Below are 26,024 nucleotides of genomic sequence, written 5' to 3'. Positions count from 1 at the left end.
TTATGTTCATAACGAAAGGAATGGATGTTTTATTACTACAAAAAGCGTAAAAATCACGATTCTGACAGGCCGAAATAGCACAGTATACGGTCCAAATCCGCTAAGTTATCATAACTAATTACTAACTTACCGCTATCCTGCTTGCCCGGCTGAAGTTGCACCTGATTGCCAATTTTTTCCGAAATCTGGCGTTCGATGTAACCAAACTGGGGATCGCGGACGGGCTCAACCTTGGTTTTTGCCGGTTCCAGGGACTTTTGCACCAGTTTTTCGGTATCTCGCACGGTCAGCCCCTTCTGGGCGACCAGTTTGGCCAGCTCGGACTGGGCCGGACCGCTCAGCGCCAGCAGGGCGCGGGCATGGCCCATGTCGAGATCCCCGTGCTCCACGAAGCGCTTCACGTCCTCGTTGAGCTGGTTGAGCCGCAGCAGGTTGGTCACCGTGGTGCGGGACTTGCCCACCGCCTCCGCCACCTGCTGGTGGGTCAGCTCGAACTCGGTCAGCAGCCGCTGCAAGGCCACCGCCTCCTCGATGGCGTTGAGATCTTCACGCTGGATGTTCTCAATCAGCGCGATGGCCACCGCCGCCTCGTCCGGCACGTCCTTGACCAGGCAGGGGACCACCTCGAGCCGGGCCAGCTGGGAGGCACGCCAGCGCCGCTCACCGGCGATGATCTCGAAGCGATGCTCACCGATGGAGCGTACCACTATGGGCTGAATCACACCTTGCGCCCGGATGGAGTTGGCCAGATCTTCCAGCGCATCCTGCGACATATCCTTGCGCGGCTGGTACTTGCCGGACTGCAACCACTCCACCGGCAGCTTGCGCAGCTCACCCTGGTTGGTGGGCGCCATGGCCTGCTCGGTACGCTGATCGCTCATCACCTGTTTCTGGCGAGCGGCCGTGCTGGTGCTGAGCAGGGCATCCAGTCCCTTGCCCAGTCCACGTTTCTTCGGAGTCATAGGCTCTCTCGGTCTGCGGTGATCGGCTGGCACTCCTGCTCCTGACGGCGCAGGATCTCGCCTGCCAGCGCCAGATAGGCCTTGGCCCCCACCGATGATTTGTCGTAATGCATGGCCGGCGCACCGAAGCTCGGCGCCTCCGCCAGTCGCACGTTGCGAGGAATGATGGTGCGATAGACCCGGTCACCAAAATGCTGTTTCAGCTGATCGGACACATCATTGGCCAGGCGGTTGCGGTGATCGAACATGGTGCGCAGCACCCCTTCGATCTTCAGCTCGGGATTCACCACGGCGGCCAGCTTGCTGATGGTATCCACCAGGGCGGTGAGCCCCTCCAGCGCGTAGTACTCGCACTGCATGGGCACCAGCACGGAATCGGCGGCGGCCATGGCGTTGACCGTCAGCATGTTGAGGGAAGGGGGGCAGTCGATGAAGACGTAGTCGTATTTGTCCCGCACCGAGGCCAGCGCGTTGCGCAGGCGGATCTCGCGGGCAAAGAATTCCATCAGACGGATTTCGGCGGCGGTGACGTCGGCATTGGCGGCGATGAGGTGATAACCCCCCGAAGTTTCGGGGATGATGACCTCGCCGATGGGGGCATCGTCGATCAGCAGTTCATAGGCGGTGCGTTCGACTTCGTACTTGTCGATCCCGCTGCCCATGGTGGCATTGCCCTGCGGATCCAGATCGATCACCAGCACCTTGCGCCGGGTGGCAGCCATGGAGGCGGCCAGATTCACACAGGTGGTGGTTTTCCCCACTCCACCCTTCTGGTTGGCTATGGCAATGACTTTTCCCACACTATCCCCTAAATGAATGCGGCGGCCCTATTCGGGCTGAATGGCTTTAAACTCCAGCAGATGGCGCTCGCCGTCCAGCTCCGGCACCACCAGCTTGTGGGTGGCGACCAGCTGGATGCTGGCAGGCAACTGGGCCAGTTCCTGCTCGGGGTATTGCCCCTTGAGCGCCAGGAAACTGCCTTCTGCCGAGGGCAGATGATGACACCAGCCCAGCATGTCTTCCAGCGAGGCAAAGGCCCGGCTCAGCACGCCATCAAACCCCGTCTCGGGCTGATACTCCTCAACCCGGGATTTAACCGGCGTCACGTTGGTCAGCCCCAGCTCCAGGATCACCTGGCGGATGAAGTTGATCCGCTTGCCCAGGCTGTCGAGCAGCACGAACTGCTTATCCGGATTGATGATGGCGAGCGGCAAACCCGGCAGGCCGGGGCCAGTGCCCACATCGATGAAACGCTCACCCTTGAGGTGAGGGCTCACCACCAGGCTGTCGAGAATATGCTTGACCAGCATGGCGTCCGGCTCACGCACCGAGGTGAGATTGTAAGCCTTGTTCCACTTGTGCAGCAACTCGACCAGGCGAACCAACTGACTCTTTTGGATATCAGTGATAACAATACCGGCCTGCATGAGCAGGCCGTTCAGTCTTTCCAGCATGTTTTCCAACGGGGAATTCCTCAGGCGGTTTTACGCAGCAAACCGTGCTTCTTCAGGTGAACCAGCAGAATGGAGATGGCGGCCGGGGTGATGCCGGAGATGCGGGAGGCCTGACCTATGGTCTCTGGCTTGGCATCGTTCAGCTTGGCGATCACCTCGTTGGAGAGGCCGTTCACGTCGCGGTAGTTCATGTCCAGCGGCAACAGGGTGTTCTCGTTGCGCAGCTGCTTCTCCACCTCGTCGTGCTGACGCTCGATGTAGCCGGCGTACTTGATCTGGATCTCCACCTGATCGGCGGCGGCCGGATCCGCTAGCGCAGGGCCCACTCCGTCGATGGCCATCAGGGCATCGTAGGTCACCTCTGGGCGACGCAGCAGCTCTTCCAGGCTCTGCTCGCGGGTAAGGGGGGTGTTGACCAGGGCGTTGACCGCTTCCAGGGACGGATGTTGCGGGTGGATCCAGGTCGAGCGCATGCGTTGGCGCTCCTGCTCCACCTGTTCCATCTTGGCGTTGAACTTGCTCCAGCGTTCGTCGTCCACCAGCCCCAGCTCGCGGCCTATACCGGTCAGGCGCAGGTCGGCGTTGTCTTCACGCAGCAGCAGCCGGTATTCGGCACGGCTGGTGAACATGCGGTAGGGTTCGCGGGTTCCCAGGGTGGAGAGATCGTCCATCATCACGCCCATGTAGGCCTGATCCCGGCGCGGATGCCAGGCTTCCTTGCCCTGGGCGCGCAGACCGGCGTTGAGACCGGCCATCAGGCCCTGGGCGGCGGCTTCTTCATAACCCGTGGTGCCGTTGATCTGGCCGGCGAAGAAGAGGTTCTCGATGCACTTGCTCTCCATGTTCGCCTTGAGATCCCGGGGATCGAAGAAGTCGTATTCGATGGCGTAACCCGGACGGGTGATGTGAGCATTCTCGAAGCCGCGGATCGAACGGACGATCTGCACCTGCACGTCGAACGGCAGGCTGGTGGAGATCCCGTTCGGATAGAGTTCGTGGGTCGTCAGCCCTTCCGGCTCGACGAAGATCTGGTGCGCCGTCTTGTCGGCAAAACGGGTGATCTTGTCTTCGATCGACGGGCAGTAGCGCGGGCCAATCCCCTCGATCACCCCGGCGTACATGGGGCTGCGATCCAGATTGTTGCGGATCACCTCGTGCGTCTGCTCATTGGTATGAGTGACGTAGCAGGGGACCTGGCGTGGATGCTGGCTGGCATCGCCGATGAAGGAGAAGACCGGGCGAGGATCATCACCGTGCTGCTGCTGCATCACGGAGAAATCGACGGTACGGGCATCGATGCGTGGCGGTGTGCCTGTCTTGAGGCGATCGATGCGCAACGGCATCTCCCGCAGGCGCTGGGCCAGGGCGATCGAGGGAGGATCACCGGCGCGGCCGCCCTTGTAGTTCTCCATGCCGATGTGGATCAGGCCGTTCAGGAAGGTGCCGACGGTGAGTACCACCGTCTTGGCGCTGATGCGGATCCCGCTCTGGGTCACCACACCGGCAACGCGATCCCCATCCATGACGAGATCGTCACAGGCTTGCTGGAAGATCTTCAGGTTCGGGTAGTTCTCCAACGTCTGGCGTACCACTGCCTTGTAAAGCAGACGATCCGCCTGCGCACGGGTGGCGCGCACGGCCGGGCCCTTGGAGGAGTTGAGGGTGCGGAACTGGATCCCGCCGAGATCGATGGCACGCGCCATGATCCCGCCGAGGGCGTCAACTTCCTTGACCAGGTGTCCCTTACCGATCCCGCCGATGGCCGGGTTGCAAGACATGTGTCCCAGCGTATCGATGTTGTGAGTCAGCAACAGCGTATTAAGGCCCATACGGGCGGCCGCGGTGGCTGCTTCGGTTCCTGCGTGACCGCCACCGACGACGATCACATCAAATTGTTCATGGTATTGCATTGGGATCACCTTGATCTGCACGCCTGAAGATCTTTGTTTGCCTGGTCTGGAGGGCGGATCATTCTATCCGTTTCGTATCCTGAGGGGAACGTCTAGTTCGGGATCAGTATGGATCAAGGATCCACTAAATAGATCTTAAGGATCTTTAGATCGATCTTTTGTTGGATCTTTTATTAGGATCCGCCGTTTCTGTTCATAAGCACTTTTTGATCATAAAGATCATCCGGTTAAGGCGGATCCCAGCTTGTGGAAAAGCTTGGATCCCAGGGCCTTGAACGGGGGGATAACCGGGGGTTTTATTCACAAAGAGAAACCGCATCGGATCTAATACATGAATAACTATAGGTTTTACAGCGCTTAACCCTATGGTTATGCACAGGTGATCCGGTTTTATTTCTTGTTCAGGCAGAAAGCCCGGTTCAGGCTGGGCTGTTAATAACCTGGTGGATAGGGATCTGGGGATAAGTGGGAGATCAGGTGTGACTAAGCGGATCTCCCCCTCGTTTTTACGCGATCAACGCTATCCAGTCCTGGATCCAGGCTTCGGCGGCATCTTCCGGGATCTCGTGCTGGGTCACATCGATATCGAGACGATCCCCGATCCGGCTGGCGCCACACTCCCTCAGCAGGGTATCCAGGGTCTTGCCACCCTGGCAGAAGGTGTCATAGCTGCTGTCGCCCAGCGCGATGACGCCATATTTCAGCCCATTGAGATCCGGCTTCTGGTCGGCAAGATCTTTGGCGAAGGGTTGCAGGTTGTCGGGGACATCGCCGGCACCGTGGGTGGAGGTGATCACCAACAGGATCGCATCCGGTTCTGCCAGCACCTCGGCCAGCCTGGCCGGGTTGTGGATCCTGGGTTGATGTCCCGCCTGTTCCAGCAGGCTGGCGACATGATCGGCGACATATTCGGCTGCCCCCAGCATGGAGCCGACGACGAGATTGAGTTTGGCCATGGAATGGATCCTGAAAAAAACGGAAAACGCGGAACTGGGATTCTACCGCCAAAGGATGTGGATAAATATGGAAAAGCTTGGGGATAAGGATCCTTTCGGCTTTTGACGATGAAAAACGCCCCTGTCACCGACGTCTTCCGCTGCCCGGATGCCTCTCACCCCAGTCATGCATGAATGAATCCCAATGCTCAAAAAAGCTCTAATAGATACGTTTAGTAACAATGCAGATGCAAATGATTAGCAATTAATGAATCGATTCGATCACGTCTCTTGTAGTAGCATTGCGGTGATTTATTCGCCTAAGGAGTCGGGCAAACCGGCAGTATTGGGCACCCATAATAAGAAACCAAAAATAACTCTTTTTATTTGAGACACTTAATATGATTGCGCAAAAAAATATTCCCCACGCAGTGATGCGAAAGAGAGTGGTACAGCACCTGCTGCCGCTCTCCTGTTTGTTGGCTGGTCTGCCGGTGCTGGCTGCCGAACAAGCTGAAAAAGAGTTGCCCAAGGCGAGCGAGACCATGGTGGTGACCGCCAACGCCATGAAGGTCGAAGTGCCCATGGCCGAGACCCCGCGCGCTGTCTCCGTGGTCAATCGCGAGGAGATGGATCAGCACGCCGTACAGCAGCTCGATGAGTCCGTGCGCTATCGCTCCGGCGTGCTCACTGGCCTCTATGGCTCGGACAACAACACCAACTGGTTCAAGGTGCGTGGCTTCAATGCTGCCGATTACCTCGATGGTAACCGTTTGCTTACAATGAATGGCTACTATGTGTGGACGCCTGAGCCCTTCGGTCTGGAGAGCGTGGAAGTGCTCAAAGGGCCGGCCTCCATCCTCTACGGTGAAGCCCCTCCCGGCGGCGTGATCAACTCCGTCAGCAAGCGCCCGACCGCCACCCCCCAGGGTCTGGTAGACGTGCAGCTGGGCAACCGGGAGCTGCGCCAGATCGGCATCGATTTCTCCGACGATCTGACGGACAACAGCCGCTATCGCATGGTTGCGCTCTATAAGGAGCGTGATGGGGTGCTGGACGGTACCTACAACGAGCGCGCCTATCTGGCACCGAGCGTGACCCTGGACATCTCGGATCGCACCAGCCTTACCCTGCTGGCCAGCTTCCTGCACGACGAAGGGGTACCGACCAACGGCTTCTTCCCCATTTATGGCACTCTTGATACAACCCCAGGGCAGATAGATCCCAGTACCAACCTGAGTCAGCCGGATTACGATCGCAACCGCAACACCCAAATCTCCGCCGGTTATGAGCTGGCCCACCAGTTCAACAACACCTGGGAGTTCAAGCAGAACGTCCGCTTCAACTACAACGATCTGCTGCTGCGTCAGACCTATATTTACCCAGTTTATGACACGACCACGGCGCCTCGTAGTGTGGTGTATCGCGATGGTGATACCAAGAGCATCACCATGGACAACCAGATGGTGGGTTACTGGAACACGGATCGCACCGAGCAGACTTTACTGCTGGGGATCGATCTGCAGCGTCACGTAAATGAAGGGATGGAATCTGATTTTGTCAACGTTGACACGATCAACACCATGCATCCGGATTACAGTGGCTTCCCAGGCTTCGATGAGTCCATTGCGACCTATCAGAAGAACACCAAGGGCCAGAGCGGCCTCTATGCTCAGCATCAGATCCGCTGGGACGACCGCTGGCTGCTGACCGCAGGTGGTCGCTTCGACTATGTGGAGACCCACAACATCAGCGAAGCCACCAGCAAGAACGAGAAGCAGTACGATAACAACCTCTCGCTCTCCGGCAGCCTGATGTACCTGTTCGACAACGGTATCTCCCCCTACTTCGCCTATGCGGAGTCGTTCGAGGTGCTGCCTGGCATAGACCCGAACACCAAGAACTCCTACAAGCCGCTGGAAGGCAAGCTGTATGAGACCGGCATCAAGTACACACCCGGCTTCCTCGATGGCTACATCAACCTGGCCCTGTTCGATCTGGAGCAGACCAACTCCCTGATCTCCACCGGTTCCGGCCAGCAGACCCAGGCCGGTGAAGTCACCTCCCAAGGGGTGGAACTGGAAGGGAGCGTGCAGGCCACCGAGGCGCTGCGCCTGACCGCTGCCTATACCTATACCGATGCCAAGACCAACGACACCGGTGATGGTGACCGTCGTGCCAGTATGATCCCCCGTCACCAGGCTTCCTTCTGGGGCAACTACAAGGTGCAACAGGGTCCGGTCTCCGGTCTGGAAGTGGGCACCGGCGTGCGTTACATCGGTTCGAGCGTAGGTGTTGGTTATGTTGACCCGATTTCTTACGCTGCTGATTATGGTTCTGCCAAGGTGCCGGCCCAGACCGTGTGGGATGCGATGATCGGGTATGACTTTGCCAAGAACTGGCGGGCCCAGCTCAACGTCAACAACCTGCTGGACGACACCTATATCGCAAGCTGTGACTACTACTGCTACTACGGTGAGGAGCGCAGCATAGTCGGCTCCATCAACTACCGCTGGTAAGATACAAGGCGGGCGGGGGCATGAGCTCCCGCCCTCTTTCTTTTTGTACGCAGGCTCGTCATGGAACTCTTGTCACTGGTTTACCGCCAATATCGTTGGCCCTTCATCGCTATCACCTTGTTAAGCCTGCTCAGTGCTGTGAGCGGCATAGGTGTTATCGCCTTTATCAATCAATCGCTTATCGAGTCAGTTGGGGATCCGCTGCCGATCCTTGGCCAGCTTCTCGGCCTCATTCTGCTGCTGCTGGTGATCACGCTCGGCTCCCAATTGGCCCTGACCACCCTGGGTCACCACTTCGTCTACCGCTTGCGCGGCCGGCTGCTCAAGCAGTTGCTGGACACCGACGTCGCCCGTATTCGCCAGATAGGGCAGGGGCCGCTGCTGGCCTCTCTGTCCAGCGACATCGGCCAGATCACCATCGCCTTCGTGCGCCTGCCAGAGCTGGTGCAGGGGCTGGTGCTCACCATAGGCTCCGCCCTCTACCTCGGCTGGTTGTCGCCATCCCTGCTCGTCGTGACCGCCCTCTGGGTCACCTTCACCATGGTGGTGGGCTGGCTGCTGGTGAACCGTGTCTATCGCCACCTGTCGCGCATGCGTCTGGCGGAAGACAAGCTCTACCAGAACTACCAGTCCATCATCGCCGGCAGCAAGGAACTGGCGCTCAATCGCGAGCGCGCTCACTTCGTCTACCACCGGCTCTATGAGCGCAATGCGAAGGACTATCGTCAGGAGATCATCCGCGCCGACACCTACCACCTGAGCGCGGTGAACTGGTCGAACATCATGATGCTGGGGGCCATCGGCCTGGTGTTCTTCCTGGCCAACGGCCTGGGATGGGCCAATACCAATGTGGCCGCCACCTTCGCCCTGACCCTGCTGTTCCTGCGCACCCCCCTCTTGCAGGGGATCGGTGCCCTGCCGACCCTGATCTCCGCCCAGGTGGCGTTTGACAAGATAGCGACCCTGACGTTGGCTGAACCGGATCCCGAGTTCCCCTTGCCGCCCGCACCGCGAGCCTGGCAGCGGATCCAGCTGGAGGAGGTGAGCTTCCACTATCAGGGGGAGGGCGGCTTTGCGGTCGGTCCCGTCAATCTTACCATCGAGAAGGGGGAGCAGATCTTCATCATCGGCGGCAATGGATCCGGCAAGTCGACCCTGGCCATGCTGCTGACCGGGCTCTATCAGCCCGTCTCTGGCCGGATCCTGCTGGACGGCGAGCCCGTGGTGGATCGCAATGCCTACCTGGCGCTCTTCTCCGCCATCTTCACCGACTATCACCTGTTCCAGCACCTGCTGGGGCCCGAGCCCAGACAGGCCCTGATCGATGAGTGGCTGGAGCGGCTGCAGATGGGCAGCAAGCTGGTGATCGAGCAGGACTTCATCACCAACATCGAGCTCTCCCAGGGGCAGCGCAAACGGGTCGCCCTGCTGCTGGCTCTGGCGGAGCAGCGGGAGGTGATGCTGTTCGACGAATGGGCCGCGGATCAGGATCCCCAGTTCCGCCGCATCTTCTATCAGGTGCTGCTGCCGCGCCTGAAGGAGATGGGCAAGACGGTGATCGCCATCAGCCACGACGATCTCTACTTCCCCCTGGCCGATCGCCTGCTGGAGATGCGTCAGGGCCAGCTCACCGAACTGACCGGCGAGCGCCGGGAACAGGTGAGCCGGGATGCCGTCGCCCATCTGGACAGCGACGTGCCGGTCTGATGCCGGCACCGACAGACTGGCATCAGGCCAGCACAGGAACAGATTATGTTTGAGATGAAATCCGCCAGCTTCGCGGTCAATGACCGCCAGCTGCTGCAACCGACCGATCTGCGCTTCGAGCAGGGTCAGGTCTATGGCCTCATCGGTCACAACGGTTCGGGCAAATCCACCCTGCTCAAGCTGCTGGCCCGCCAGCAGCCCCTGAGCGGCGGAGAGATCCTGTTCGACGACAAGCCGCTGAGCGACTGGAGCAATCGGGACTTCGCCCGCCAGGTCGCCTACCTGCCCCAGCATCTGCCGAGCGCCGAGAGCCTGCTCGGCCGCGAGCTGGTGGAGATGGGGCGTTACCCCTGGCGCGGCCTGCTGGGACGGATGCGGGAGGAGGACCATCGTCAGGTGGAGCAGGCCATCGCCCTCACCCATACCGAGGCGTTCGCGGATCGGTTGGTGGATACCCTGTCCGGCGGGGAGCGGGGCCGGGTCTGGCTGGCCATGCTGCTGGCCCAGGAGAGCCGCTTCATCCTGCTGGACGAGCCGCTGGCCGCCCTGGACGTGGCCCATCAGGTGGAGGTACTCACGCTCGTCAGACAGTTGAGCCGTCAGCTCAACCTGGGGGTCATCATCGTCATCCACGACATCAACATGGCCTCCCGTTTCTGCGATCAGCTGGTAGCCCTGCACGGCGGTCGGCTGTTGGTCCATGGGGACGCCTCGCACATCATGACCAGCGAGACCCTGCAGGCCATCTACGGCATTCCCATGGCCGTGATACGCCACCCGGCCCACGATCACAACATCGCCATCATCTGAGCGAGGGCCCGATGCATCTAATGAAGAAAACGGGCTGGCTCTGCTGTCTGCTGGCCCCATTGATGTTGCAAGCCGAGCCGGTTGCCCCGGTGGAGCCTGCGTCTCGCATCCCCTCCGTCGAGTCTGGGCACGGTGGCGATACCGTACCTGGCGTTCAGTCCATACCTCGGATCGCTACCGTCGACTGGACGGTGGCGGAGACCCTGCTGGCCCTCGGCGTCACGCCGCTGGCCATGGGGGATGTCGGCTCCTATCGCGCCTGGGTCGGGGAGCCCGAGCTCCCCGCCGAGGTGGTGGACATCGGCCTGCGCATGCAGCCCAATCGCGAGCTGCTGGCGGAGCTCAAACCCGATCTTATCCTCATCTCCCCGCTGATGGCCTCACTGGAGCCGACCCTGTCCCAGATAGCGCCGGTGCAATCCATCACCCTCTATGAGCCCGATGCGGATCTGTGGCAACGGCTGCACGAGGCGACCCTGACCATAGCCGATCTGGTGGGCAAGCGTCCGGATGCCGAGCGGCAGCTCGCCACCCTGGAACGGGATCTCGAGCGGATGAAGGGACAACTTCCCGCCAATATGCCGCCCTTGCTGATGGTGCAATTTATCGATGAGCGCCACGTGCGGGTATTCGGTCGCCATAGCCTGTTCGACGCCGTGCTGCAGCGGCTGGGGCTGCGCAACGCCTGGCAGGGGGAGACCAATGCCTGGGGCTTCTCCGTGGTGAGCCTGGAGCAGTTTATCTCCCTGCCGACCGCCAGGCTGGTGGTCATCGACCCCATTCCGGTGGGGGTGAGTGAGCGCTTGCAGGAGCCGGGTCTCTGGCAACACCTGCCTCTGGTGAAGCAGGGCGAGGTCGTGCACCTGCCCGCCGTCTGGAGCTTTGGCGGCCTGCTCGCCGCCCGCCGTTTCGCCGATCTGCTGAGCGGGGCCCTGCGAGCAGAATCCTCATCCGGCTTGGCCACTCTGGGAGCCGTTCAATGAGCCAGATCCTTCCCGCCTCCCTGCTGCGCCCCGGCCTGGCTCTGCTGCTGCTGACCCTGGCCCTGGCCGGCTGGGATCTGGCGCACCAACTGCCGGATTCCCTCTGGTGGCAATCCCTCTTCTCGCCGCAGCTGGACGATGCCCGCCAGGCGCTGGTCCACTTCAGCTGGCTGCCGCGCCTCGCCGTCTGCCTGCTGGCCGGCACATCCCTGGGCCTAGCGGGCACCCTGCTGCAACAGGTGCTGCGCAACCCGCTCGCCTCGCCCACCACCCTCGGGGTCTCCTCGGGTGCCCAGCTGGCGCTGATGGTGGTGACCCTGTTCGCCCCGAGCTGGCTGCTGGTCGGGCGCGAGTGGATCGCCATGGCGGGGGGCAGCCTCGCCATGGGGCTGGTATTCGCCCTGGCCTGGCGCCGTCAGCTCAACCCCGTGGTCATCGTGTTCGCGGGCCTGGTGATCAACCTCTATCTGGCGGCCGTCAGCCTGGGGCTCTTGCTGTTCTTCCAGGAAGAGCTCAAGGGGCTGCTGGTATGGGGCAGCGGCTCCCTGGCCCAGACCAGCTGGAGCGGCGTCGGTTACCTGTTGCCGCGGCTGCTGGTGTCCGCCGTACTGGCGGCGCTGCTGGCCCGCCCCCTGGCGGTGCTGGAGCTGGATGATGCCAGTGCCCGCAGCCTGGGGGTCTCCCTCAAGCACCTGCGCCTCGCCGGGCTCGCCCTCGCCGTCTTCCTCACCGCCTGCGTGGTGAGCGTGGTGGGGATCATCGGCTTTGTCGGGCTGGCGGCCCCCGTCCTGGTGCGCATGCTGGGGGTGAGACGACTCGGCCTGCGGCTGCTGTGGGCCCCCGTGCTGGGGGCCTTGCTGCTGGCGGCCACCGACCTGCTGTTGCAATCCCTGACCCGCTTCTGGCCTGTGCTGATCCCGACCGGGGCCATGACGGCCCTGCTGGGGGCGCCGCTGCTGCTCTGGCTGATCCCGCGCCTCACCTTCAAGTCGGTGACGCCGAGGGGCGCCAGCGGGCTGACGGTGGCACGGCATCCGGCTCCCGGGCGCTTCCTCGCCCTGCTGGGGATGGGGCTGCTGCTCGCCATGCTGGCCTCCCTGCTGTTCGGTCAGGGGATGCATGGCTGGAGTTGGCCGAGCTGGCTCAGGTGGGAGGCTCAGCTGGAGTGGCGCCTGCCGCGCACCCTGGCGGCGGGGGCGGCCGGCGTGCTGCTGGCCCTGGCGGGGACCCTGTTGCAGCGGGTCAGCAACAATCCCATGGCGAGCCCCGAACTGCTCGGGGTGAGCGGTGGTACCTTCATGGGTGTGATCGCCACCGCCTTGCTGCTGCCGACCCTGCCGCTGGCCATGATCCCCCTGGGAGGCGTGCTGGGGGCCTTCGGCAGCCTGTTGCTGCTGGTCGTGATCAACCGCAAGAACGGCTTCCAGCCGGAGCGACTCCTGCTGACCGGCATCGCCATCGCGGCCCTGTTCGAGCCGCTGCAGGCCATCGCCCTGGCCAACGGCAACCTGAGGGTGCAGCAACTGCTCTCCTGGATGTCCGGCTCCACCTATTACGTCACCCAGCCCGTGGCCCTGGCGCTGGCCGTGCTGGCGGTGGTGATGCTGGGGATCTGCCTGCTGGTGAGCCGCTGGCTGGATCTGATGCCCATGGGACCGGCGGTGGCGACGGCTCTGGGTGTGCGCCTCAGCCGTGCCCAGTTGGTGATCCTGCTGCTGGTGGCCGTGCTCACCGCCAGTGCGACCATGGTCATCGGGCCGCTCTCCTTCGCCGGCCTGCTGGCGCCGCACATGGCCAGGCTGATGGGGTTGGTGCGGGCTCGCTGGCACCTGCTGGGTGCCGCTGGCTGCGGCGCGCTCTTGATGGTGTCGGCGGACTGGGTTGGCCAGCAGATCCTCTTCCCGCAGGAGGTGCCGGTCGGTCTGGTCTCCACCCTGTTAGGGGGCGCTTACTTCATGTGGTGCCTGCGCCGGCTCTAGCTTTTAGAGCAAAAAATGCACAATAAAAAGCCCGGGAAGATCTCCCGGGCTTTTTTGTGGCCGCGCTGCGGCTTATTTACCGATGCAGAAGCTGGAGAAGATGCGGCCCAGCAGATCGTCCGAGCTGAACTCACCGGTGATCTCGGACAGGGACTCCTGCGCCAGGCGCAGCTCCTCGGCCACCAGCTCACCGGCCACGAACACCTCCAGCTGCTCTTTCGCCACCAGCAGCCGCTCGGCGGCGCGCTCCAGCGCATCCAGATGGCGACGACGGGCCATGAAGCCCCCTTCCGCGCTTCCCTGGAAGCCCATGCAGGCCTTCAGGTGCTCGCGCAGGGCAGGCAGCCCCAGCTCCGTCTTGGCCGAGATGCGGTAGACGGCGTGGCCCAGCTCCTGACTCGGCGCCAGATCCTCGCCGGTGAGATCGGCCTTGTTGCGCACCACGGTGAGGCCGATGTTTTTTGGCAGGCGATCGACAAACTCCGGCCAGATCTCGTGGGGATCCACGGCATCTGTGGTGGTGCCGTCCACCATGAAGAGCACCCGATCGGCCTGCTCTATCTCGGCCCAGGCACGCTCTATGCCGATCTGCTCCACCTTGTCCTGGGTGTCCCGCAGGCCGGCGGTGTCGATGATGTGCAAGGGCATGCCGTCCAGGTGGATGTGCTCGCGCAGCACGTCGCGGGTGGTGCCGGCGATCTCGGTGACGATGGCGGACTCTCGCCCGGCCAGGGCGTTGAGCAGGCTGGACTTGCCGGCGTTGGGACGGCCGGCGATCACCACCTTCATCCCTTCCCGCAGCAAGGCGCCCTGTTTGGCTTCCCCGCGTACGTCCTCCAGCGACGCCATGATGGCGTAGAGATCGCCGGCCACCTTGCCGTCGGAGAGGAAGTCTATCTCCTCGTCCGGGAAGTCGATGGCGGCCTCCACATAGATGCGCAGCCGGGTGAGGCTCTCCACCAGTTGCTGCACCTTGCCGGAGAACTGGCCCTGCAGGGAGTGCATGGCGCTGCGGGCGGCCTGCTCGCTGGAGGCCTCGATGAGATCGGCGATGGCCTCGGCCTGGGCCAGATCCAGCTTGTCGTTGAGGAAGGCGCGTTCGCTGAACTCGCCAGGACGGGCGGGGCGCAGGCCCTCGATCTGCAGGATGCGGCGGATCAGCATGTCCAGGATGACGGGGCCGCCGTGACCCTGCAGCTCCAGCACATCTTCGCCGGTGAAGCTGTTGGGGGCCTTGAACAGCAGGGCTATGCCCTGATCCAGCGGCTGCCCCTGTTCGTCATTGAACGGCAGGTATTCGGCGTAACGAACCCTCGGCACTCTGCCGAGCACTATCTCGGCGACGCGCTCGGCGGCGGGGCCGGAGACCCGGACTATGCCGACGCCACCCCGGCCGGGGGCGGTGGCCTGGGCCACGATCGTATCTGTTGTCATCTTGCTTGGCTCGTCAGTTCGGTGATTGCGGACATTGTAATAAAAAAGGCGGCCCGAAGGCCGCCTCTTTTGTCATCGGGGAAGATTAGCTGCGAGAGTGCAGGCCTTTCTTCTCCAGCTGACGGTAGATGATGGTCTGCTGGATGATGGAGATGACGTTGCTCACCAGCCAGTACAGGGTCAGGCCGGCCGGGAACCAGAGGAACATGAAGGTGAAGATGATCGGCATGAACTGCATCACCTTCTGCTGCATCGGGTCCGTGATGGTGGTCGGGCTCATCTTCTGCAGGTACCACATGGAAGCACCCATGAGGATCGGCAGCACGAAGAAGGGGTCCTTCACCGACAGGTCGGTGATCCACAGGGCGAACGGCGCGTGGCGCAGCTCGACAGATTCCATCAGAGCCCAGTAGAGGGCGATGAAGATGGGCATCTGCACCAGGATCGGCAGGCAGCCACCGAGCGGGTTGACCTTCTCCTTCTTGTACAGCTCCATCATGCCCTGGGACATCTTCTGGCGATCGTCACCGAAGCGTTCCTTGAGCGCCGCCAGCTTGGGCTGCAGCATGCGCATCTTGGCCATGGAGGTGTACTGGGCCTTGGTCAGCGGGAACATGATGCCGCGCACCAGCAGGGTCAGCATGATGATGGCCACACCCCAGTTCTGGACGAAACCGTGGAACACGGTCAGCAGCCAGTGCAGCGGTTGGGCGATGAACCAGAGCCAGCCGTAGTCGACGGTCAGGTCCAGGTGGTTTGCCACCTTGGCCATCTGGTCTTGCAGCTTGGGACCGATCCACAGCTGGCTGGTCACTTCGGCCTGTTGGCCAGCGGCGACGTCAACCAGGGGCGCCTTGTAGCCGATGATGGCCTGGTCTTTACCCGGGATCACGCGGCTGTAGAAGCTGTTGCTGTCGTTGGCGTTCGGTGCCCAGGCGGAGACGAAGTAGTGTTGCAGCATGGCGACCCAACCACCCTTGGTGGTCTTGTTCAGGTCGGCGTCCTGCATCTCGCTGAAGGTGTACTTCTTGTAGCGGGTATCTTCGCTGGAGAAGGCGCCACCACGGTAGGCGCTGGCCACCATGGCATGACCTTCCTGATCCTTCGGCGTAGTCATGGTCTGCTTCAGCTGACCATAGAACTGCACCTGAACCGGTTCGGCAGACTTGTTGTCGATCTTGTAGTCGACGCCGACGGCGTAGTCACCGCGCTTGAGTACGAACTCCTTGGTGAAGACCACGCCCTTGCTGTCGGTCCAGGTCATGGGGACCACGACCTGATCCTGACCGTCTGCCAGCTGATAGCTGGTCTGGGCGGCTTCGTAGGTGGGGCGACCCTCTGGCTGGCTGTCCGGACCGTTACGGCCCACCAGGCCGCTCTGGGCGACGTAGAGATGCGCCGGTTGGCTGGTCAGCAGGGTGAACGGCTGATCCTTGCCCTCTTCCAGCTTGTGGGCCAGCAGTTCGGCAGAGACGATATCACCGCCCTGGGTGTCCAGGGTCAGCTTGAGCACGTCGGAGGTGACGGTGATCAGCTTGCGTGCGGCGGTGGCGTTGGCTTGCTCGGAAACCTGAGGAATATCACCGGTCTGGCCGGCTTCAGGTACGAAATGTTCGGTTTGGGCCACGGTCGTCGGGGCCGGCTTCGGAGCCTTGTCGGACTCCCACTGTTGCCAGAGCAAGAAGCTCACGAACAGCAAACCGATCAGGAGTAAATTGCGTTGTGATTCCATAGTCTTCAGTTTCTTCGCTTTGGTTGCGGAACCGGGTCATAACCACCCTCGGATAAGGGATGGCATTTTAATAGACGTTTGCTAGCTAACCAAACGCCTTTTATGAAACCGTGAAGTCGGATTGCTTCTATCGCAAATTGGGAACAAGTCGGAGTGAAACGGCAGCGCGGCCCGAGCAGGGGACTAATGATTAGCTGATACAGGCGTATCAGTTTGATGGCTACCCATTGCAACGGCGTGACAGAGTGCGCCATAGCTTTTCCAGTAACTTGAACAGCTCCTCGTTATCCATCTCTTTGACGCCACCCTTGGCGATCACGACGATGTCGATAGCGGGCAGGTTGGTTTGATTGAGGCGGAAGCTCTCCCGTACCACTCGTTTGACACGGTTACGCCAGACGGCACGCTTGAGCGCTTTTTTGGGCACAGCGAGGCCAAGACGGGGGTGTTCGAGGGAGTTGGGGCAAGCAAGAAGCGTAATTTGCGGAGAAGCGGCCCGGACAGGCTCGGCGAAAACGCGTTTGAAGTGTTCGGGAGTTAACAGACGTAACTCCCGAGAGAAGGTGTGCTGGGTAGGCATTAGACTACCAGGCGGGCACGACCCTTGGCACGACGAGCGGCCAGAACTTTGCGACCGTTGGCAGTAGCCATGCGAGCGCGGAAACCGTGAGAGCGCTTGCGCTTCAGGTTGGACGGTTGAAAAGTACGTTTCATGATTCGATTCCGTATTTCTGTACAGTTTTGATTGTCACACTTAGCCGACGCGCCAGCTATAGCGTGTGACGACTAGCAAAAGAGGCCGAATTCTAAACAGAGTTCAGCTTCTCGTCAATCCGCCGTATCCCCTCATCTTGCCCTGACTCCCGAAAGAGGCAGTGAAAGCCGACAGGATCCGAAGGATCAAGGGCCCCGAATTATACTGGCAACCCGGGGTTAAACAAGGATCCTCCAAGAAAAAAGGCGGCAGAGCCGCCAAAGAGAGAGCTAGTTAAGCACTTTCCGCAAGAACTCCCGGGTGCGGGGATCCTTGGGATCGACCAATATCTGACTCGGCGGGCCCTGTTCCACGATCCGGCCCCCCTCCATGAAGATCACCCGATCGGCGACATCACGGGCGAACTCTATCTCGTGGGTCACCACCACCATGGTCTGGTGCTGGCGAGCGAGCTGTTTCATCAGACCCAGCACCTCGTCGACCCATTCGGGATCCAGTGCCGAAGTGGGCTCATCAAACAGGATCACTTTGGAGTGGGCCGCCATGGCGCGGCCGATGCCGACCCGCTGCTGCTGACCGCCGGAGAGGGACGCCGGGTAGGCATCCTGCTTGTCGGCGAGGCCAATGTCCTTGAGGATGCCGAGAGCGGTGGCGCGAGCCTCCGCCTTGGGCTGCTTCCAGACGGTGATGAGACCCTCGGCGATGTTGTCCAGGGCCGTCTTGTTGGCGAACAGGGCATAGTTCTGGAACACGAAGGAGGCGCGCTTGCGCAGCTCGATGGCCTGCTGCTCGCTGGCACGGGCCAGATCCAGTTGCAGGTCGTCGATGGCGAGCTGGCCCGCATCCGGCGTCTCCAGCAGGTTGAGGCAGCGCAGCAGGGTTGACTTGCCAGTCCCCGAGGGACCTATGATGACGACAATCTCCCCCTTCTTGACCTCCAGATCGATGCCGTTGAGCACTTGATTACCGTGGAAGGCCTTGGATAGACCGTTTAATTTGATCAAGGGCCCTCCTTAATAGGCTCGGTTGAGGCGCACTTCCAGCAGGTGCTGCAAGCGGGTGAAGAAGATGACCACCACCCAGTAGATCAGGGCCACCGCCATGAAGCTCTCGAAGAACTTGAACGAGGAGGCTGCTTCCATCTGGGCCTTGCCCATGATCTCCGCGACGCCCAGGGTGAAGGCCAGCGAGGTGCTCTTGATCATGTCGATGAAGTAGTTCATCAGGGACGGCGTCGCTATGCGGGCCGCCTGGGGCAGTATGATCCGCTGCATCGCCTGCAGCCGGCTCATGCCAATGCTGAGGGCCGCTTCCATCTGGCTCTTGTGGATGCCGAGGATGGCGGCCCGGATCGACTCGGCCATGTAGGCGGCGAAGTGCAGGGTCAGGCCTATGATGGCGGCGGTAAAGGCATCCATCCCCACGAAGATGGGGAAGAGTTGCGGCAGGCCGTAATAGAGCAGGAACAGCTGGACGAGCAGGGGAGTCCCCCGGAAGAAGGAGATATACAGCATCGCCAGCCAGTGAAGTGCGGGAACGCGAAACACCCGTACTATCGCCAGGATCAGCGACAGTACGAGTGCCAATACGAATCCCCACAGGGCCATTTCCATCGTGGTGCCCAGGTATTTGAGCAGGATGGGAAACAGCCCTAGCGTGTACTCGAGGTCGAATTCCATCATTTATTTGTTAGTGATGTCCGCTGCGAACCATTTTTCGGAGATCTTGGTCAGGGAGCCGTCTTTGCGCATGGCGGTCAGGGCGTCGTCGACCTTCTTCAGCAGGGCCTGCTTCTCCGGGGTCTTCAGGAAGGGCAGGGCGTTCTCGATGGTTTCGAACGGTGCGCCAGCCTGTTGCAGCGGCAGCTTGGATTCCTTGATCAGCTGGGCGGTGGAGACGCGGTCCATCACGAAGGCATCGATACGGCCCAGGGCGACATCCTGCTCGAAGGCGGAGTCATAGGTGCGGATGTCGATCTTTTTCTCTGGATCGTTCTTGCGCAGCAGCTCTTCGAAGTTGGAGCCGAGGTTGACGGCGACCTTCTTGCCGGCCAGATCCTTGAAGCCGTTGATGGTGCTGTTGCCCTTGCGAACCACGATCTGGGCGCCGTCATACACATAAGGCTGGGAGAAGTCGTACTTGGCCTTGCGCTCGTCGGTGATGGTGATCTGGTTGGAGATGGTATCGACGCGGCCGGTTTCCAGCATGCCGAACAGGCCGGAGAAGCTGGCGGTGACGAACTCCACCTTGTAACCGGTGCGTTCACCGATCTGGTTCCACATGTCCACCTCGAAGCCCTGCAGCTTGTCCTGCTTGACGAAGGTGAACGGGAAATACTTGCCGGACATGCCGACCTTGATGGTTTCCTGGGCGATGGCCTGGCCGGACAGACTGGCCAGCAGAATGGCGGCGCCGGAAATCAGCTTGATGGTGGTTTTCATGGGGATTCCTCTCTCTGTAGTTCTGTATTTTTAGTTGTAATCACGGGTCGGCGCTGATGTTATTGGAATAAAATATAAAGAATAAATGATATTTGGTTATATAAAATAACCAGGGCAATACCGAATCATTCTGTCCACATCGCCGGTCAAGGGCTGTGGGTAACTTTGGGGATGAATTAGGATCCTGGGTCGCTGGATCCTTGAAAGTCAAGGATCTTATTTGCTGGATCCGCGTGGCGGCAACTGGAGATCCAGCCGCTAAAAACGTAGAATAGCCGGTCTTTACTTAATCAATTGACGGGAGTCTAGAGTGACTGCTTCGCTATGGCAGCAGTGCCTTAACCGGCTGCAAGATGAGTTGCCCTCGGCAGAATTCAGCATGTGGATCCGGCCGCTTCAAGCGGAGTTGAGTGACAATACTCTGACCCTGTATGCACCGAATCGCTTCGTCCTGGACTGGGTACGGGACAAGTACCTGCTCCGGGTCAACGGCATCATCAACGAGCTGTGCGGCGCGGATGCTCCCACCCTGCGTTTCGACATCGGTAATCGTCCCCATCCCGTCGCGGTCGCCAGAGCGCCGGCGCGCGGTGCCGAGCCTGTGAATAACTCTCACAAGAGCTGGGAAAGCAAGACGGAAACCAAGCCGGAGCCGAACCACAAGAGCAACACCAACGTGAACTATACCTTCGAGAATTTCGTCGAGGGTAAGTCCAACCAGTTGGCTCGTGCGGCGGCCCGTCAGGTGGCCGACAATCCGGGTGGCGCCTACAACCCGCTGTTCCTCTACGGCGGCACCGGCCTGGGCAAGACCCACCTGCTGCACGCCGTCGGCAACGCCATCAAGGATCGCAAGAAAGACGCCAAAGTCATCTACATGCACTCCGAGCGTTTCGTTCAGGACATGGTGAAGGCGCTGCAGAATAACGCCATTGAAGAGTTCAAGCGTTATTACCGTAGCGTCGATGCCCTGCTCATCGATGACATCCAGTTCTTCGCGAACAAGGAGCGCTCCCAGGAGGAGTTCTTCCACACCTTCAACGCCCTGCTCGAGGGCAACCAGCAGATCATCCTGACTTCGGATCGCTATCCGAAGGAGATCAACGGGGTGGAGGATCGCCTCAAGTCCCGCTTCGGCTGGGGCCTGACCGTGGCGATCGAACCGCCCGAGCTGGAGACCCGGGTCGCCATCCTGATGCGCAAAGCGGACGAGAACCAGATCCACCTGCCGGACGAAGTGGCCTTCTTCATCGCCAAGCGACTGAGATCCAACGTCCGTGAGCTGGAAGGGGCCCTCAACCGGGTGATCGCCAACGCGAACTTCACCGGCCGCGCCATCAACATCGACTTCGTGCGCGAGGCGCTGCGCGACCTGCTGGCGTTGCAGGAGAAGCTGGTCACCATCGACAACATCCAGAAGACGGTGGCGGAGTACTACAAGATCAAGCTGGCGGATCTGCTGTCCAAGCGCCGCTCGCGCTCCGTTGCCCGCCCGCGCCAGCTGGCGATGGCCCTGGCCAAGGAGCTGACGAACCACAGCTTGCCGGAAATCGGGGATGCCTTCGGTGGCCGTGACCACACCACTGTCCTTCATGCCTGCCGCAAGATAGAGCAGCTGAAGGAGGAGAGTCACGACATCAAGGAAGACTATTCCAACCTGATCCGCACCCTTTCTTCCTGATCACGGAACGGAGTGGACAGATGCAGCTCGAATATTCCAACCTGATCCGAACCTTTTCCTCCCAATAACAACGGAGAACACAGATGCAGCTCGAAATTAGCCGTGAGGCCCTGTTACGTCCTCTGCAACTGGTGTCCGGTGCCCTGGGTGGCCGGCCGACCCTGCCGATCCTCGGTAACGTGCTGCTCGACGTCAGCAACGGCCTGCTGTCGCTGACCGGGACCGACCTCGAGGTGGAGATGATCGGTCAGGTCTATCTCAACAGCGACAGTCAGGATGGCCGCACCACTGTGCCGGCCCGCAAGCTGCTGGATATCTGCCGCGGCCTGCCGGAAGGGGCGGACATTCGCCTCAACACCGAGGGGGAGCGGCTGATCATCCGTTCCGGCCGCTCCCGTTTCAACCTGTCGACCCTACCGGCCACCGAATACCCGAACATCGAGGACTGGGAATCCGTGCTCGAGTTCGACATCAGCCAGCTAGAGCTTAAAAAACTCATCGACGCGACTCAGTTCTCCATGGCCAGCCAGGACGTGCGCTACTACCTGAACGGCATGCTGTTCGAGAGCGAGGGCCACGGCCTGCGCACCGTCGCTACCGACGGTCACCGTCTGGCCACCTGCCGCCGCGAGGTGGTGCAGGAATCGCTGCCCGATCATCAGGTTATCCTGCCCCGCAAGGGGGTGCTGGAACTGGTTCGCCTGCTGGAGGCGGAAGACAAGCCGGTACGGCTGCAGATCGGCCGCAACAACCTGCGTGCCGCCCTGGATGGCTTCATCTTCACCTCCAAGCTGGTGGATGGCCGCTTCCCGGACTGGCGCCGCGTCATCCCGCGGGGCAGCGACAAGGCCCTGATCGCCGGTCGCGAGGATCTGCGCCAAGCCTTCGCCCGCGCCGCCATTCTCTCCAACGAAAAATTCCGTGGGGTGCGTCTCAATCTGCAGGAAAACCTGCTGCGCATCACCGCCAACAACCCGGAACAGGAAGAAGCGGAAGAGTTGCTTGACGTACAATACGGGGCCGGCGAGATGGAGATCGGCTTCAACGTCTCCTATGTGCTGGACGTGTTGAATACGTTAAAATGTGACCAGATCCGGATCAGCCTGAGCGATTCCATCAGCAGCGCCATTATTGAGGATTTTGACAGCCAAGATGCCCAGTACGTGGTGATGCCGATGCGGATCTAGTCGTGTCCCTGGTCAAACTCCAGCTCAGCGACTTTCGCAATATCCAGCAGGCCAGTCTCGCGCTGTCCCCCGGCCTCAATATCCTGGTCGGGTGCAATGGCAGCGGTAAGACCAGCGTGCTGGAAGCCATTCACTACCTCGGTCTCGGTCGTTCTTTTCGTACTCACCTGACCGGGCGGGTCATCCGCCAGGGCGAACGGGCGTTCACCCTGTTTGCCCAGTGCGAGCTGGAGGGGCGCCAGGTGCCCATCGGGCTCGCCAAGGACAAGGGCGGGGAGACCCAGCTCAAGATTGCCGGGGCCCAGGCTCAGCGGCTGGCCGATCTGGCCGAGCTGCTGCCGGTGCAGTTGATCCATCCCGATGGTTTCAATCTGCTGACCGGCGGACCCCAGGCCCGCCGGGCCTGGCTAGATTGGGGCGTTTTTCACCAGGAGCCGACCTTCTTCTCCCTGTGGGGACGAGTGCGGCGCCTGCTGAAACAGCGCAATGCCCTGCTGCGTCAAAGCAGTCAGTATCGCCAGTTGGCGTTCTGGGATCAGGAGTTGGTGCGCCTGGGAGGCGAGTTGGCCGAGTTTCGCGCCAGTTATTGTCAGGCCATTACGCCCCTGATCAAGGAAATGACGGCGGATTTCTTGCCGGAATTCGACATCAGTCTCGGTTTCTATCGGGGCTGGGAGAGAGAGACTCCCCTCGGCGACTTGCTGGAGGCGGGGTTCGAGCGGGATCGTTCGCTGGGTTACACAGGGGTTGGCCCGCAGAAGGCCGATGTGCGACTCAAGGCGAACGGTGTACCCGCTCAGGATATTTTGTCCCGGGGTCAGCTGAAGTTGCTGGTCTGCGCCATGCGACTGGCCCAAGGGCTCTATTTGAATCAACATAGCAGCCGTGGCTGTATTTTTTTAATTGATGATTTTGCCTCTGAACTGGATGTCGACAAGCGCCGCCTGTTGGCCGCAAGGCTGAAACAGTGTGCGTCCCAGGTGTTTATCACCGCCATCGACACCGGTCAGCTCGCAGACATGATGGATGCGAGTGACTGCAAGCTGTTCCACGTGGAACAAGGCAAGATCTCCGAAACGTTAGAGAAGGCAGAGAGTAAGCTATGAGTGAAAATACTTACGACTCCTCGAATATCAAGGTGCTGAAGGGCCTGGATGCGGTCCGCAAGCGCCCGGGGATGTATATCGGCGATACGGATGATGGCTCGGGTCTGCACCACATGGTGTTCGAGGTCGTCGATAACTCCATCGATGAGGCTCTGGCTGGCTACTGCTCCGAGATCCAGGTCAAGATCCACTCGGACGGTTCCGTCTCGGTGCGCGACAACGGTCGTGGCATCCCGGTGGACATCCATCCGGAAGAGGGCCGCTCCGCCGCCGAAGTCATCATGACGGTGCTGCACGCGGGCGGCAAGTTCGATGACAACTCCTACAAGGTGTCCGGCGGCCTGCACGGCGTGGGCGTCTCCGTTGTTAACGCCCTGTCCGACAAGCTGCTGCTGACCATTCGTCGTAACGGCCACGTCTATGAGCAGACCTATCACCTGGGCGAGCCCCAGGCACCGCTCAAGCAGATCGGCGACAGTGCCTCCGGCACGGGTACCGAGGTGCGCTTCTGGCCGAGCCCGACCATCTTCAGCGACACCCTGTTCCACTACGAGATCCTGGCCAAGCGCCTGCGCGAGCTCTCCTTCCTCAACTCCGGCGTCTCCATCCGCCTGCACGATGAGCGCGACGGCCGTGAGGTACACTTCTGCTACGAGGGCGGCATCAAGGCCTTCGTCGAATACCTGAACCAGAACAAGACCCCGATCCACCCCAAGGTGTTCCACTTCACCACAGAGCAGGATGGCATCGGTGTCGAAGTGGCCATGCAGTGGAACGACGCCTATCAGGAAGGGGTCTACTGCTTCACCAACAACATCCCGCAGCGGGATGGCGGCACGCACCTGGTGGGCTTCCGTACCGCGCTGACCCGTACCCTCAACACCTATATGGACAAAGAGGACTACAGCAAGAAGGCCAAGTCCGCCGCCAGTGGCGACGACGTCCGTGAAGGCCTGATCGCCGTTATCTCCGTCAAGGTGCCTGATCCCAAGTTCTCCTCCCAGACCAAGGACAAGCTGGTCTCGTCCGAGGTGAAGACCGCCGTCGAACAGGCGATGGGGGAGAAGCTGGCGGACTTCCTGCTGGAAAACCCGGGCGACGCCAAGATAGTGGTCAACAAGATCATCGACGCGGCCCGTGCCCGTGAGGCGGCCCGCAAGGCCCGCGAACTGACCCGCCGCAAGGGTGCGCTCGACATCGCCGGCCTGCCCGGCAAGCTGGCGGACTGCCAGGAGAAAGACCCGGCCCTGTCCGAACTCTACATAGTGGAAGGGGACTCTGCGGGCGGCTCCGCCAAGCAGGGTCGCAACCGCAAGAACCAGGCAATCCTGCCCCTCAAGGGCAAAATCCTGAACGTGGAGAAGGCGCGTTTCGACAAGATGATCTCCTCGCAAGAGGTGGGCACCCTGATCACCGCCCTGGGCTGTGGCATAGGTCGCGACGAGTACAACCCGGACAAGCTGCGCTATCACAACATCATCATCATGACGGATGCGGACGTCGATGGTGCGCACATCCGCACCCTGCTGCTGACCTTCTTCTACCGCCAGATGCCGGAAATCATCGAGCGTGGCTATGTCTTCATCGCCCAGCCGCCCCTGTACAAGGTCAAGAAGGGCAAGCAGGAGCAGTATCTGAAAGACGAAGATGCGCTGCTGCAATACCAGACCGCCATGGCGCTGGACGGTGCGACCCTGCACGTCAACGAGTCCGCCCCGGCCATCGGTGGCGAGGCCCTGGAGCGTCTGGTCAACCAGCATCGCGCCGTCTCTCACCTGATCACCCGCATGTCCCGCCGTGCACCGGATGCCGTGCTGACCCAGCTGATCTATCAACCCGAGCTGACCGAGGCCCTGCTGACCAGCGAGAGCGATCTGCTGGCCTGGTGCCAGGCCATGGAAGCCGTGCTCAACGAGAGCAATCAGGGCGTGCAGTACCAGATGCAGGTTCGCCGTGACGAGGAGCGCAGCCTGTTCGTGCCTCACGCCGTGGTGCGTCAGCACGGGGTCGACCGCGAATATCCCCTGAGCTACGACTTCCTGCAGTCCGGCGAATACCGTCAGCTGGTTTCCCTCGGCAAGGAGATCGCCAACCTGATCGAGGATGGCGGTTTCATCAAGCGCGGCGAGAAGGTGAAGCCGGTCGCGAACTTCGTGGAAGCGGTCGAGTGGCTGATGAGTGAAGGCAAGCGTGGCATCTACATCCAGCGCTATAAAGGACTGGGTGAGATGAACCCGGAACAGCTGTGGGAAACCACCATGGATCCGGAAGCGCGTCGCATGCTGCGTGTCACCATCGACGATGCGGTCGGGGCCGACCAGCTGTTCTCCACCCTGATGGGGGATGCGGTCGAGCCGCGTCGTGACTTTATCGAGACCAACGCCCTGCGGGTTGCCAATCTCGACGTCTAAGACGCCTCAGCCAAAGATGAAAAAGCCGGTCCCTGTGACCGGCTTTTTGTTTTCTGGG

The 26,024-nt window shown here is 61.0% G+C and carries 22 protein-coding genes; 9 read left to right on the top strand and 13 right to left on the bottom strand.

Features of this window, described 5'->3' with window-relative positions; translation table 11 throughout:
• Positions 1–53: 53 nt before the first annotated feature.
• From ACT5M9_RS11940 to mioC, 5 genes are all read right to left on the bottom strand, one after another.
• Entirely contained in the window at positions 54–962 is a 909-nt protein-coding gene (locus tag ACT5M9_RS11940; protein ID WP_457982793.1) for a ParB/RepB/Spo0J family partition protein, read from the bottom strand.
• Positions 959–1,762 carry a ParA family protein gene (locus ACT5M9_RS11935; protein ID WP_438549141.1) on the bottom strand — a complete coding sequence of 268 codons (804 nt, stop codon included), beginning with the start codon at positions 1,760–1,762 and terminating at the stop codon, positions 959–961. The genes ACT5M9_RS11940 and ACT5M9_RS11935 overlap by 4 nt, the downstream gene beginning before the upstream one ends.
• A 27-nt stretch (positions 1,763–1,789) precedes the next feature.
• Positions 1,790–2,416: a 16S rRNA (guanine(527)-N(7))-methyltransferase RsmG gene (rsmG, locus tag ACT5M9_RS11930; RefSeq protein WP_457982794.1), complete on the bottom strand. Its 627-nt coding sequence runs from the start codon at positions 2,414–2,416 to the stop codon at positions 1,790–1,792.
• Positions 2,417–2,436: 20 nt separating this feature from the next.
• A complete protein-coding gene (gene mnmG, locus ACT5M9_RS11925) occupies positions 2,437–4,326 on the bottom strand; it encodes a tRNA uridine-5-carboxymethylaminomethyl(34) synthesis enzyme MnmG (RefSeq protein ID WP_438549139.1) in 1,890 nt (629 codons plus the stop codon).
• A gap of 506 nt (positions 4,327–4,832) precedes the next feature.
• Complete coding sequence (gene mioC, locus ACT5M9_RS11920) at positions 4,833–5,282, bottom strand: FMN-binding protein MioC (RefSeq protein WP_457982796.1); 450 nt, start codon at positions 5,280–5,282, stop codon at positions 4,833–4,835.
• Positions 5,283–5,662: 380 nt separating this feature from the next.
• Between mioC and ACT5M9_RS11915 the strand changes: the two genes are divergently transcribed.
• Genes ACT5M9_RS11915 through fhuB form a run of 5 tightly spaced genes read left to right on the top strand, consistent with a single transcriptional unit; the run spans position 5,663 to position 13,259 of the window.
• A complete protein-coding gene (locus tag ACT5M9_RS11915; protein WP_457982797.1) occupies positions 5,663–7,780 on the top strand; it encodes a TonB-dependent siderophore receptor in 2,118 nt (705 codons plus the stop codon).
• A 60-nt stretch (positions 7,781–7,840) separates the two neighbouring features.
• Complete coding sequence (locus ACT5M9_RS11910) at positions 7,841–9,487, top strand: multidrug ABC transporter permease/ATP-binding protein (RefSeq protein ID WP_457982799.1); 1,647 nt, start codon at positions 7,841–7,843, stop codon at positions 9,485–9,487.
• Positions 9,488–9,532: 45 nt separating this feature from the next.
• Positions 9,533–10,297 carry an ATP-binding cassette domain-containing protein gene (locus ACT5M9_RS11905; RefSeq protein WP_457982801.1) on the top strand — a complete coding sequence of 255 codons (765 nt, stop codon included), beginning with the start codon at positions 9,533–9,535 and terminating at the stop codon, positions 10,295–10,297.
• 11 nt (positions 10,298–10,308) lie between these two features.
• Entirely contained in the window at positions 10,309–11,280 is a 972-nt protein-coding gene (locus ACT5M9_RS11900; protein WP_457982802.1) for an ABC transporter substrate-binding protein, read from the top strand.
• Entirely contained in the window at positions 11,277–13,259 is a 1,983-nt protein-coding gene (gene fhuB, locus ACT5M9_RS11895; RefSeq protein WP_457982803.1) for a Fe(3+)-hydroxamate ABC transporter permease FhuB, read from the top strand. The genes ACT5M9_RS11900 and fhuB overlap by 4 nt, the downstream gene beginning before the upstream one ends.
• Before the next feature lie 72 nt (positions 13,260–13,331).
• Here the strand turns inward: fhuB and mnmE are convergent, their stop codons facing one another.
• The 8 genes from mnmE to ACT5M9_RS11855 form a co-directional block, all read right to left on the bottom strand.
• A complete protein-coding gene (gene mnmE / locus ACT5M9_RS11890) occupies positions 13,332–14,693 on the bottom strand; it encodes a tRNA uridine-5-carboxymethylaminomethyl(34) synthesis GTPase MnmE (RefSeq protein ID WP_457982805.1) in 1,362 nt (453 codons plus the stop codon).
• An 85-nt stretch (positions 14,694–14,778) separates the two neighbouring features.
• Complete coding sequence (yidC, locus tag ACT5M9_RS11885) at positions 14,779–16,425, bottom strand: membrane protein insertase YidC (protein ID WP_457982806.1); 1,647 nt, start codon at positions 16,423–16,425, stop codon at positions 14,779–14,781.
• 5 nt (positions 16,426–16,430) lie between these two features.
• A complete protein-coding gene (yidD, locus tag ACT5M9_RS11880) occupies positions 16,431–16,679 on the bottom strand; it encodes a membrane protein insertion efficiency factor YidD (protein WP_010672280.1) in 249 nt (82 codons plus the stop codon).
• Positions 16,646–17,005, bottom strand: coding sequence for a ribonuclease P protein component (gene rnpA, locus ACT5M9_RS11875; protein WP_438549130.1), 360 nt, complete (start codon positions 17,003–17,005; stop codon positions 16,646–16,648). The genes yidD and rnpA overlap by 34 nt, the downstream gene beginning before the upstream one ends.
• A complete protein-coding gene (gene rpmH, locus ACT5M9_RS11870) occupies positions 17,005–17,139 on the bottom strand; it encodes a 50S ribosomal protein L34 (RefSeq protein ID WP_005307156.1) in 135 nt (44 codons plus the stop codon). The genes rnpA and rpmH overlap by 1 nt, the downstream gene beginning before the upstream one ends.
• 270 nt (positions 17,140–17,409) lie before the next feature.
• Complete coding sequence (locus ACT5M9_RS11865) at positions 17,410–18,144, bottom strand: amino acid ABC transporter ATP-binding protein (protein WP_457982808.1); 735 nt, start codon at positions 18,142–18,144, stop codon at positions 17,410–17,412.
• Between the two features lie 9 nt (positions 18,145–18,153).
• Positions 18,154–18,822, bottom strand: coding sequence for an amino acid ABC transporter permease (locus ACT5M9_RS11860; RefSeq protein WP_010672283.1), 669 nt, complete (start codon positions 18,820–18,822; stop codon positions 18,154–18,156).
• Positions 18,823–19,581: an amino acid ABC transporter substrate-binding protein gene (locus ACT5M9_RS11855; RefSeq protein ID WP_438549128.1), complete on the bottom strand. Its 759-nt coding sequence runs from the start codon at positions 19,579–19,581 to the stop codon at positions 18,823–18,825.
• 310 nt (positions 19,582–19,891) lie between these two features.
• On the opposite strand from ACT5M9_RS11855, the gene dnaA reads away from it, so the two are divergent.
• The 4 genes from dnaA to gyrB all read left to right on the top strand — a co-directional run bounded on the left by dnaA (position 19,892) and on the right by gyrB (position 25,966).
• Positions 19,892–21,262, top strand: coding sequence for a chromosomal replication initiator protein DnaA (gene dnaA, locus ACT5M9_RS11850; RefSeq protein WP_100859448.1), 1,371 nt, complete (start codon positions 19,892–19,894; stop codon positions 21,260–21,262).
• A gap of 83 nt (positions 21,263–21,345) precedes the next feature.
• Positions 21,346–22,449 carry a DNA polymerase III subunit beta gene (dnaN, locus tag ACT5M9_RS11845; protein WP_438549126.1) on the top strand — a complete coding sequence of 368 codons (1,104 nt, stop codon included), beginning with the start codon at positions 21,346–21,348 and terminating at the stop codon, positions 22,447–22,449.
• Positions 22,450–22,451: 2 nt separating this feature from the next.
• Entirely contained in the window at positions 22,452–23,555 is a 1,104-nt protein-coding gene (gene recF, locus ACT5M9_RS11840; RefSeq protein ID WP_438549125.1) for a DNA replication/repair protein RecF, read from the top strand.
• A complete protein-coding gene (gene gyrB, locus ACT5M9_RS11835) occupies positions 23,552–25,966 on the top strand; it encodes a DNA topoisomerase (ATP-hydrolyzing) subunit B (RefSeq protein WP_438549124.1) in 2,415 nt (804 codons plus the stop codon). The genes recF and gyrB overlap by 4 nt, the downstream gene beginning before the upstream one ends.
• Positions 25,967–26,024 lie beyond the last annotated feature (58 nt).

This window comes from Aeromonas sp. AE23HZ002T15 (assembly GCF_054165525.2).
Note: the sequence above shows the minus strand (reverse complement) of the source record. Positions and strands in the feature narration are given on the sequence as shown.